This window comes from Streptomyces sp., assembly GCF_035644915.1.
Lineage (GTDB): Bacteria > Actinomycetota > Actinomycetes > Streptomycetales > Streptomycetaceae > Streptomyces.
This window is the reverse complement of record NZ_DASQNP010000258.1, coordinates 1-10,198: the sequence shown is the minus strand read 5'-3', so window position 1 is coordinate 10,198 and position 10,198 is coordinate 1. Positions and strand designations below refer to the sequence as shown.

Here is a 10,198-nt window from a genome sequence, read left to right as displayed (position 1 = left end):
GGCCGACCACCACACCAGCGACGGCCACGACGACCTGGCCGTCCTCGTCCTGCGCACCCCCGGCCGGGGCTGACCGCCGGGGCGGGCGCGTCCCGCCCGGAGTTCCGCCACGGCCCGGCCGGTGCGTCCGGGCGGGCCACGCGCCGCGCCTGTTCCCCGGACCGCCGCCGGACGTCGCGGGGCACGCCGTGCTCACACCCTGCTGGACCTGCGCCGGTCCTCCGACCGGCGCGCCGGATTCCTGCACGACCTCGCCCGCGCCGGGCGGGGCGGCGGGCGTCACGGCCTGCCGGCGGCGGGGGCCGGAAGGGCCGGCCCCCGCCCGGTGGTTCAGGAGAAGTTCACGTCGCTGCAGATGTAGTACGACTGGTCCATGTGCGAGGCCTGCCAGATCGTGTAGACGACGTGGTGCCCGCGCCGGCCGGGAGCGCTGACGTCGACCTTGATGTCCGTGGTCGGGGCGTAGCGGCCGGTGGTCTTCACCAGCTCCAGGTCACTCCAGCGCAGCCGCTGGGTGGTGGGGTCGAAGCCCTGCCGGGTGACGTAGATCCGCAGGTAGTCCGCCCCGTGCTGGGCCTGGTCGCGCAGGTGGAGCGTGAAGGTGCTGCCCACGTTCGTGGTCTTCCACCGGCCCGGGGTGTCCATGGAGCGGTAGCGGCCGTTCTGGGTGAGCCCCGCGCTGCAGAGCTGCCCGTCGGGGATCGCGGCCTGGTGGTTGCCGCCGACGTTCTCGCGGTACAGGCCGTTCCAGTTCCACATGGCGTTGGTGTCGTCCTGCCACGCCTGCCAGCACATGGGGTCCTGCTGCTGCATGGCGGGGTTCTGGAAGTCGCTGCCCCAGCGGAGCCAGCAGCCGTAGTTGCGGGAGGCGGGGTCGACGACCGAGCCGTGGGCGGAGGCGGTCCCCGCCCAGGGGAGCGTGCCGAGCAGGACGGCGGTCAGCAGGGTGAGGATGCGGAGCGTCCAGCGGGGCCGTAAGACGCGTTCATGACAATTCATCGCGGAGTCTTCGCCTTCCGGTGTGAGGGAAAGGAGGTGGGAGCGCTCCCAAGCGCTAGGGATGCGCTACCCCACCGAAACGGAACCGAAACATCCATCCCGGTGTCCGTCCCTGCGCCCGTCCCTCTCCGGCCCGCGGCCCGCACCCCCACGGGCGCGGGCCGCGGGCCGGGGATCAGCTCCCGTCCTGCGCCTCCAGGTGCTTCCCGACCAGCCCGGTCAGCTCCTCCACGTGCTCGTGGAGGAAGAAGTGCCCGCCGGGGAAGAGGTGCAGCCCGAGGAAGTCCCGCGTCTCCCCCTCCCACGTGGCCAGGGTGTCGGGGGGCGTCACCGCGTCGTCCTCCCCGCCGACGGCGAGCACCGGCAGCCCCAGCGGCGCGGCGGGCCGGTAGACGTAGCTGCGGCACAGGGAGAAGTCGGCCCGCAGCAGCGGCAGGGTGAACCGCAGCATCTCCGGGTCGTCCAGCAGGTCGCCGGGGATGCCGCCCAGCCGCCGCAGATCGGCGGCGAAGGCGTCGTCGCCGTCGGCGGGGTCGGGCATGACGGACGGCGCCGCTCCCCGCGGCGGCCAGGAGGCGGCGGCCAGCAGCCGGGGCAGCGGCCCGCCGGTGCGCTCCAGCTCCCGGACCATGCGGAAGGCGAGCAGCGCGCCCATGCTGTGCCCGAAGAAGGCGTAGGGACGGTCGAGTTCCGGCCCCAGGCCGTCCAGCAGGGCGCGGGTGGCCTCGTCGGCATCGGTGAACGCCGGTTCGCGGTGGCGGCCCTGACGGCCCGGCAGCCGTACCGCGCGCAGCTCGATCCAGCCGGGCAGCCGGTCCGCCCAGGTGCGGAACATCGACGGGCCGCCGCCCGCGCAGGGCAGGCAGTACAGCGTGACCCGCGCGTCCTCCACGGGCCGGAACGCCAGGTACCACGGGTGTGCTCGGGGCATGGTGTCTCGTGTGCTCCTTCGCCGACGGGAACGGGCCGGGCCGGGGGCGGACCGGCCCGGGGGGCGGGTCAGACCAGCGAGTGGCCGATGATCTCCTTCATCACCTCCGTCGTCCCGCCGTAGATGGTCTGCACCCGGGTGTCCAGGTACGCGCGGGCGATGGGGAACTCGCGCATGACGCCGTAGCCGCCGTGCAGTTGCAGGCAGCGGTTGACGACCGTCTGGCACAGCTCGGTGTTCCACCACTTGGCCATCGCCGCCTCCTCCGAGCCCAGCCGCCCCTCGGTGTGGGCGAGGACCGCGCGGTCGCAGTGGCTGCGGGCCACGGCGAGCGAGGTGGCGAGTTCGGCGAGGACGAAGCGGTTGTACTGGTGCCGTCCGACCGGCTGCCCGAAGACGGAGCGCTCCCGCACGTACTCCAGGGTGTCCGCGAAGACCCGTTCCGCCGCGGCGAGCGCGGAGACGGCGATCCACATGCGCTCCTGGGTGAGGTTGCGCATCAGGTAGGCGAAGGCGCGGCCCGTCCTGCCCAGCAGGTTCTCCCCGGGCACCACGACGTCCTGGAAGAACAGCTCGGCGGTGTCCAGCGCCGTCATGCCGATCTTGTCGAGCTTCCGGCCCCGGGTGAACCCGGCCCGGTGCGGCTCGACCGCGAAGATGCTCGCGGACACCCCCCGGGCGGGCCCGGGCTCGTCCGGGGTGCGGGCGACCACCAGGTACAGGTCGGCGCTGTGGCCGTTGGAGATGAACGTCTTGCGGCCGTTGAGGACCCAGCCGCCGTCCGTCCGCACCGCGGTGGTCCGCATCCCCTGGATGTCGCTGCCCGCGTCCGGCTCGGTGATGGCGATGGCGGTCACCAGCGACCCGTCGCAGAAGCCGGGCAGCCAGCGCGCCTTCTGCCCGTCCGTGGTGAGCGTGCGCAGGTACGGGCCCACGATCTCGTTGTGCAGCGGCAGGCAGGGGGCGTACGTCCCCGCCCTGGCCAGCTCCTCGGCCAGGATCACCTGGAAGCGGTAGTCGGGGTTGCCGCCACCGCCGTACTCCTCGGGCATGTCCATCCCGAGGAGGCCGGCGGCACCGGCCGCGTGCCACACCGAGCGGTCGGCCACGCCGTCCGCCTCCCAGCGGGCGTAGTGGGGCTCGATCTCCTTGGCGATGAAGGTGCGGACCAGTTGCCGGAAGGCGAGGTGGTCCTCCGTCAGGATCTCGTCGCGCATGCCGACCCCGCGCCTCAGCCCACGGCCCCGGAGACGGGCCGCGCGGCGCTCCACGCGGGTGCGATGTCCTGCGCCCGGTTCATCATCGCCTGGCAGTACGCGGCGTTGTGCTCCAGGCTGCGGTGGCGGGGGTAGGGCATCTTCCGCCGGCCGCGGTGGTCCACCGTCACCTGGAGCGTCCCGCCGGCGTCCGCCTCCGGCAGCCCGCGGACGTCCCGCAGGTGGGGCAGGACGGCGCCGGGCAGCTCCGCGGCGATCACGTAGCGGTCCTGCTGCCGCGCGGTGACGTTCTCCAGGGGCACCGCGGGCATGACGGCCGGCTCGCGGTAGACGTACGGGCGGGCCAGCAGGTCCACCTCGTACAGGGTCCTCACCACCGGGTCCTCCCACCAGGGCGAGGACCGCAGGAAGTCCAGGAGCAGCCGGTCGACCTCGGCGCGGTGCGAGTGCAGCACCATGTGGAGGGCCTTGCCGACGTTGTTGAGGTCGTAGTTGCCCAGGGTGGCGATGGAGTCGGCGAAGAACCGGCACAGGGGGTCGTCGGTGTGCTCCTGGAACCAGCGGCTGGCGGCGGTCAGGAACTCCGCGTGGTCGCAGGCGCCGGAGGCGTCGAGGTAGCCGGCCGTGTGGTAGGCGGCGCGGGCGTTGTAGAGGGTGATGACCGCGTAGTAGAACCACACGCCCTGCTCGTAGTCCGCCCGGTCCACCCACTTGGTGCCGACCACCACGTCCGCCTCCGAGGCGTCGTCGGCCACCCGCACCGTCTCGATGCCCAGCACGTCGCGCTGCCGCTCCATCGGCGTGTTGCGGAGCAGGAGCTGGGGGTAGGTGACGATGGCGTTCGCGCCGGAGCCGCACAGCCGGCCGATGCCCTCCCGGAAGGAGTCGATGGTCTCGCCGGGCAGCGGCCAGATCAGCTCGGTGTAGGAGCTGATCTGCTTCTCCTGGAGCTTGCGCTGGAGCGCCACGTAGGTGGACTCCTTGATGTTGGCCCGGTCCACCATCTCCAGCGCGGTCGGGCTCACCGTCTGGAGCGACACCGGCTGGCTGGTCAGCATGCCGCCCTCCACCAGGATCTCGGTGATCTCGGTGACCCGGTCGGGGCGGTTCTTGGCCGCCTGCATGTTGATCATCAGGGGGTAGCCGTTGCGTTCCTTGCACTCGACCATGTGCCGGGTCAGCTCGACGTCCCGCGGGAGGGCGCCCCAGTTGGCGTCGGCGAGGAAGACGGACTCGATGCCGTGCTCGCTGATCCAGGTCAGGTCCGCCTTGACCCGGTCGATCTCCCAGCGGTGGACCTTGTCGTTGGTGGCCGCGCCCCAGTAGCAGTAGGTGCAGCGGAAGGGGCAGCCGCGGTTGGTCTCCACCACCGCGAAGGTGTAGTCCTTGCCGTCGAAGACGCCCGCGGCGAACGGCGAGGGGATGTCGTCCAGCTCGCGGATGCGGTCGGGCTTGCCGGTGTCGACCAGGGCGCCGTCCGACCAGAAGCTCAGCCCGGGGACCAGGCGCAGGTCCGGCTCGGGTTCCAGGAGCTGGGCCAGGTAGGCGGCGAAGGTCGCCTCCCCCTCGGCGTTGGCCACGGCCACGTTCTCGTGGTGCGGCTCGACGTAGTCCGCGATGTGGTTCATCACCTGCGGGCCCCCGAGGATGAACCGGGCGCCGGGACGCGCCTCCAGCAGCGCCCGCAGCACCTCGCTCATGCGGCGCATGTTCCACAGGTAGCAGCTCAGCCCGTAGACGTCGCAGTCCAGCCGGACCAGCTCGTCGACCAGCTCCTCGACGGGGTGGCCCACCGAGCGCGAGTGGATGGTGAAGTCGTACGCGGCGGCGACCGCCGGGTCCTTCTGCGCGTACGCCTGGAGGTAACCCGACGCCAGCGGAAGGGTGTTGGGGTACATCGGCACCTCGACCAGGGCCACGGACCTGCGCATGGTCATCACCTTCCTGCGGCGGTGTCGTTCGCCTGGGCCTGCTGGTCCAGGGAAGCGGCGAGTTCGTGCAGCACGTCGGTCTCGAAGAGGTCCTCGGCGCCGAAGCGGAGCCCCCGGCGCCGTGCCTCCGCCGCCAGCCGCATGGCCAGCAGCGAGTCGCCGCCGAGGTCGAAGAAGCTGTCCTCGCGGCCCACCGCCGGCACGGACAGGACCGTGCGCCACAGCTCGGCGAGGACCCGCTCGGTGCGGGTGCGGAAGGCGTCCGGGGTCGCCGGCGCGGACGCGGGCGCGCCGGGGGACGCACTGGAGGACGCGCTGGGGGGCACGCTGGGGGACATCGCCGCCAGCGCGCGGCGGTCGGTCTTGCCGTGCGGGGTGAGCGGCAGCGCCTCCAGCCGGACCAGCAGGTGCGGGACCATGTACTGCGGCAGCGCGGCCGCCAGCTCCTCCCGCAGCGCCGCGGGGTCGGGGGCGGTGTTCGGGTCCTGGGCGGTCCAGTAGCCGACCAGCCGCCGGCCGCCGGCCGCGTTCGGCCCGTCGCCACCGGGCTCGTGGACCACCACGGCGGCCCGCGCCACCCCGTCCAGGGCCAGCAGGGCCGCCTCGACCTCGCCCGGCTCGATGCGGAAGCCGCGCAGCTTGATCTGGTCGTCGGTGCGCCCGAGGAAGGCGAACCCGCCGTCGGGCAGCCGCCGCACCAGGTCGCCGGTGGCGTAGAGCCGCTCCCCGGTGGCGGGGTCGGTGTGGAACCGCTCGGCGGTCAGCTCGGGACGGTTGAGGTAGCCGCGGGCCACGCCCACACCGCCGATGTGCAGCTCGCCCGGCTCCCCGTCGGCGACCGGCTTGCGCCACTCGTCCAGCACGCGGCCGCTCAGGCCGGGCAGCGGGCGTCCGATGGGCGGCGGCGTGTCGCGCGGGGCGTCGGCCGTGATCTCGCCGCAGGTGGCGAGCATGGTCGTCTCGGTCGGGCCGTAGACGTGGAAGATCCGGAACGGCGGCCGGAGCGCCGGCGGCGCGTGCAGCTTCTCCCCGCCCAGGAGCATGGCCCGCAGGGTGGTGCGGCCGGGCGTCCACCGGGCGTCGAGGAGCTGGACGGCGAGCGCGGTGGTGAAGAAGCCGACGGTCACGCGCTCCGCGCACAGCCAGTCGGCGAAGTCCTGCGGCGAGTCCGGGAGCCGCTGCCCGACGATGCGGAGGGTGCCCCCGCCCGCCAGGCACGGCCACACCTCCAGCGCCCACCCGTCGAAGGACGGCCGGGCCAGTTGGGGCATCCGGTCCTCGGGGGTGATGCCGAACTCGCGCACGTACCAGTCCACGAGGTTGGCGACGCCGCCGTGCTCCACCAGCACGCCCTTGGGGCGGCCGGTGGAGCCGGAGGTGAACGTCACGTAGCACAGGTCGCCTGGGGCCGCGGGCGCGGGCGCCATCCCGCCGTCCGGTCCGTCCGGCAGGTCCTCCAGGACGATCACCTCGTGGTCGCCGGGCGGAAGCCGGTCGGCCAGTTCCCGGCTGGTCACGATCGCGGGCGGCGAGCAGTCGGCGAGGATGGCCGCGGTGCGGTCGGCGGGGTCGCGGGTGTCCATGCCGACGTAGGCGCCCCCCGCGTACAGCGCCCCGAGCGCGGACGCGACCAGCTCCGGCGAGCGGTCGAGCCACAGCGGCACCAGGGTGTCGCGTCCCACTCCGGCGGCCCGCAGCCGGGCGGCGATCCGCCGGGCCAGACCGGACAGCTCGCCGTAGCTCATGGTCCGGGAGCCGTGGACGACGGCCGGACGGGCGGGATTCCTCTCCCCCAGGCCGGCGATGCGCAAGTGCACCGGTTCCGGAGTGATTCCGTCCTCTTCCGGGATTATTTCGTCCTCGAATAAATCGGCGACGGGGACGGGGCGGGTTTTCTCTTGCCGCATCGTAATCAGTTCGTCCTTACGTGATAAGGAATGCCATGCTCCGTTTCGCATGGCACGGGAGGCCCACCGCCCGCCCCTTTACGGAATTCGATCGTCCGGACAGCGGAGGACGGACGGCGGCAGATGAACGGAAAAGAAACCGCAGGACTTCGGTTCGGGACCCGGTCGGGCCCGGACGGCCCGTGGACTTGTGGCCCACGGCGAGGCCGCGCGCCGCGGATGCGGCCGCGGCACGTTCATCCGCACCCTCTCCGCGCACCGCGGGGGCGTCAATGACTGAAATCCGTTTTCGGACAACCGGCCCGGCCGCCCCGGTCCGTCATTCGCCCGTGATGACGTGCGTTTTCACCCGGCAGGCGAATATGGCACGTGAGTTCGACGAATGTCCAGAAGCCGCCACCGCGGCCCGGGCACCCTTGACAGTCCGATCACGCCGCGGAAATGGTGAGCCGCCCACCAACCGGCACGTCAGGAGATTCACGGATGCTCGTGCTCGACGCCGAGGCGGTACAGAAGCTCCATCCCATGGCCGAGTCCATCGAGGTGATGCGCGGGGCGCTCCGCGCGTTCAGCGCGGGCTCCGTGGTGCAGCCGCAGCGCACCATGCTGCGCACCCCCGGCGGCGACGCCCTCGCGGTCATGCCCGCCTACGTCGGCCCGTCACCGGAGGCGCCGCACGCCGGCTTCGGCATCAAGATGATCGCCATCAAGCCCGGCAACCCCGCCATCGGCCTCGACGCCCACCTGGGCATGGTGCTCGTGCTCGACGAGCGCACGGGCGTGCCCAGGGCCCTGATGGACGGCGCGACGATCACCGCCATCCGCACCGCCGCCGTGTCGGCCGTGGCCACCGACGTACTCGCCCGCGCCGACGCCGAGAGGCTCGCCGTCATCGGCTCCGGCGTGCAGGCCCGCAGCCATCTGACGGCGATGGCGCAGGTGCGCAAGCTCAGCGGCGTGCGGGTGTGGTCCAGGAACCCCGACCGGGCCCGGGAGTTCGCCGCGTGGGCCGAGCAGCAGGGCCACCCGTTCCCGGTGGAGCCGGCCGAGAGCGTCGCCCGGGCGACCGAGGACGCCGACATCGTCTGCACGGTCACGGGCAGCACCGAGCCGCTGCTGGAGGCGGACCACGTGCGCGACGGCGCCCACATCAACGCCGTCGGCTCGTCCTTCCCCGACAAGCGCGAGCTCTCCGGGGAACTGGTCGCCCGCTGCTCGGTCTTCGTCGACAGCCGCGACTCGGCCCTCGTGGAGGCCGGGGACGTCCGCGCCCCCATCGCCGAGGGGCTGATGTCGCCCGACGACATCCGCGCCGAGGTCGGCGAGGTGCTGCTCGGCCGCCGGGCCGGGCGGACGGATCCGGACGAGACGACCCTGTTCAAGTCGCTGGGGCTGGCGGTCGAGGACGTGCTGGCAGGATTCGCCATTGAGGGACGGGCCCGCGAACTGGGCGTGGGCACCGAGGTCGCCCTCTTTGCGGAGGAATGAGTTGAGCACAGAACAGGGCTTGCGCAGGGAGTTACGGCTGAGGGGCGCGATCGCCCTGGGCGTCGGCGGGACGATCGGGGGCGGGATCTTCGTCCTGGTCGGCTCCGCGGCGGGCAAGGCGGGTCCGGCGGCGCCCGTGGCCTTCGTCGTGGCCTTCGTCGCCGCGCTGCTGATCGCCCTCCCGTACGCCGAACTCTCCTGCCGGTATCCGCGCGCGGGCGGCGGCTACGCCTTCGTCAGCGCGCTCCTGCCCCGCCCCTGGCCCTTCCTGATGGGCTGGGGCTTCTGGGGCAGCTACGTGTTCATGTCCGGCTTCATCACCCTGGGGTTCGGCGGCTACCTCCACGCGCTCACCGGGCTGCCGCCCCGCCTGGGCGCCCTCCTGGTCATCGTCGCCACCATTGCGGTGAACCTGCGGGGCATGCGGATGTCGGCGGGGGCGCAGAGCCTCGTGGTCGGGGCGGCGGTCGCCACCCTGGTCGGTTTCGGGGTCTTCGGCGCCCCCCACGTCAGCGCCGACAACTTCACGCCGTTCCTCCCGCACGGGATCACCGGGGTGGCGGCCGCGGCGATGCTGGCCTTCCTCTCCTACGCCGGGTTCGACATGGTGGCCGCCGCCGGCGAGGAGGTGAAGTCGCCGGAGCGCACGCTGCCGCGCGCCATCATCGCCACCCTGCTCACCGTCCTCGGGCTCTACCTCGCGGTCACCACCGTCTCCGTCGGCGTGCTGTCCTGGGAGACCCTGGGCGAGTCCGCGGCGCCGCTGTCCGACGCGGTCGCCGCCTTCTCGGGGGACACCGGCAAGCGCGTCCTGGCCGCCGCCGCCACCCTCACGATCGCCGCCACCTGCAACGCGGTGCTGGTGGTGATGTCCCGCATCGTCTTCGCCATGGCCCGCGACGGGCTGCTGCCGCGCAGGCTGTCGGCCGTCGGGCCGCACACCGGCGCGCCGTGGGCCGCCGTGCTGTGCAGCGGGGCGGTGGTGGGCGCGGTGGCGCTCACCCTGTCGGTGGAGCGGACCGCCGAGGTCGGCGGCTTCCTGTACGTCTGGCACTTCGTCCTGCCCATGGCGGCCCTGGTGGTGCTGCGCCGGCGGGGCGGTCCGGCACCGAGCTTCCGCACCCCGGCGGCACCGGTGGTGCTCACCCTGGCCTTCGGGATCTGCGCCCTCTTCCTGGTCTCCGGCGGCTGGCAGCCCGCCCTGGCCGGCCTCGGCTGGCTGGCGGTGGGGTACGCCGGCCACTGGCTCGCCGTGCGGCGGGGCGGGGCCGGGCGCCCGGCCCGGCCGACGGCACAGGACGGACACGACGAGCACGACGGGCACGACGAGCACACGGCCGTACGGCCGCAGAACAGGATCGACAGTTCCGGATGAGGAATTCCGGCGCTCCCTCCGCACGACGGCGCGGCCTCCCCCGCGCCCCCACCCCCGACACAGCGGAAGGCGAACCATGTCACGACGTCTGTTCACCTCGGAGTCCGTGACCGAGGGGCACCCCGACAAGATCGCTGACCGGATCAGCGACACCGTCCTCGACGCCCTCCTGGCCCAGGACCCCACCTCCCGCGTCGCCGTGGAGACGATGATCACCACCGGGCTGGTGCACGTGGCCGGCGAGGTGACCACCTCCGCCTACGCCGACATCCCCACCCTGGTGCGCAACGCCGTCCTCACCATCGGCTACGACTCGTCGGCCAAGGGGTTCGACGGGGCCTCGTGCGGGG

The 10,198-nt window shown here is 73.0% G+C and carries 8 protein-coding genes; 3 read left to right on the top strand and 5 right to left on the bottom strand.

Going from position 1 to position 10,198, the window contains the following annotated elements:
• Window positions 1–330: 330 nt before the first annotated feature.
• The 5 genes from VE546_RS27045 to VE546_RS27025 all read right to left on the bottom strand — a co-directional run bounded on the left by VE546_RS27045 (window position 331) and on the right by VE546_RS27025 (window position 6,895).
• A complete protein-coding gene (locus VE546_RS27045) occupies window positions 331–999 on the bottom strand; it encodes a lytic polysaccharide monooxygenase auxiliary activity family 9 protein (protein ID WP_324926879.1) in 669 nt (222 codons plus the stop codon).
• A 175-nt stretch (window positions 1,000–1,174) separates the two neighbouring features.
• Window positions 1,175–1,930 carry a thioesterase II family protein gene (locus VE546_RS27040; protein ID WP_324926877.1) on the bottom strand — a complete coding sequence of 252 codons (756 nt, stop codon included), beginning with the start codon at window positions 1,928–1,930 and terminating at the stop codon, window positions 1,175–1,177.
• Between the two features lie 68 nt (window positions 1,931–1,998).
• Window positions 1,999–3,147, bottom strand: coding sequence for an acyl-CoA dehydrogenase family protein (locus tag VE546_RS27035; RefSeq protein WP_324926875.1), 1,149 nt, complete (start codon window positions 3,145–3,147; stop codon window positions 1,999–2,001).
• Window positions 3,148–3,161: 14 nt separating this feature from the next.
• Window positions 3,162–5,078, bottom strand: a complete 1,917-nt coding sequence (locus VE546_RS27030) for a B12-binding domain-containing radical SAM protein (protein ID WP_324926873.1) — start codon at window positions 5,076–5,078, stop codon at window positions 3,162–3,164.
• 5 nt (window positions 5,079–5,083) lie between these two features.
• Window positions 5,084–6,895, bottom strand: a complete 1,812-nt coding sequence (locus VE546_RS27025) for a non-ribosomal peptide synthetase (RefSeq protein ID WP_324926871.1) — start codon at window positions 6,893–6,895, stop codon at window positions 5,084–5,086.
• Between the two features lie 573 nt (window positions 6,896–7,468).
• On the opposite strand from VE546_RS27025, the gene VE546_RS27020 reads away from it, so the two are divergent.
• The 3 genes from VE546_RS27020 to VE546_RS27010 all read left to right on the top strand — a co-directional run.
• Complete coding sequence (locus tag VE546_RS27020; protein ID WP_324926869.1) at window positions 7,469–8,473, top strand: ornithine cyclodeaminase family protein; 1,005 nt, start codon at window positions 7,469–7,471, stop codon at window positions 8,471–8,473.
• Window position 8,474: 1 nt separating this feature from the next.
• Window positions 8,475–9,848, top strand: a complete 1,374-nt coding sequence (locus tag VE546_RS27015; RefSeq protein ID WP_324926867.1) for an APC family permease — start codon at window positions 8,475–8,477, stop codon at window positions 9,846–9,848.
• A 76-nt stretch (window positions 9,849–9,924) separates the two neighbouring features.
• Window positions 9,925–10,198: S-adenosylmethionine synthetase N-terminal domain-containing protein (locus VE546_RS27010; RefSeq protein ID WP_324926865.1), on the top strand; the 274-nt coding region annotated here is incomplete at its 3' end.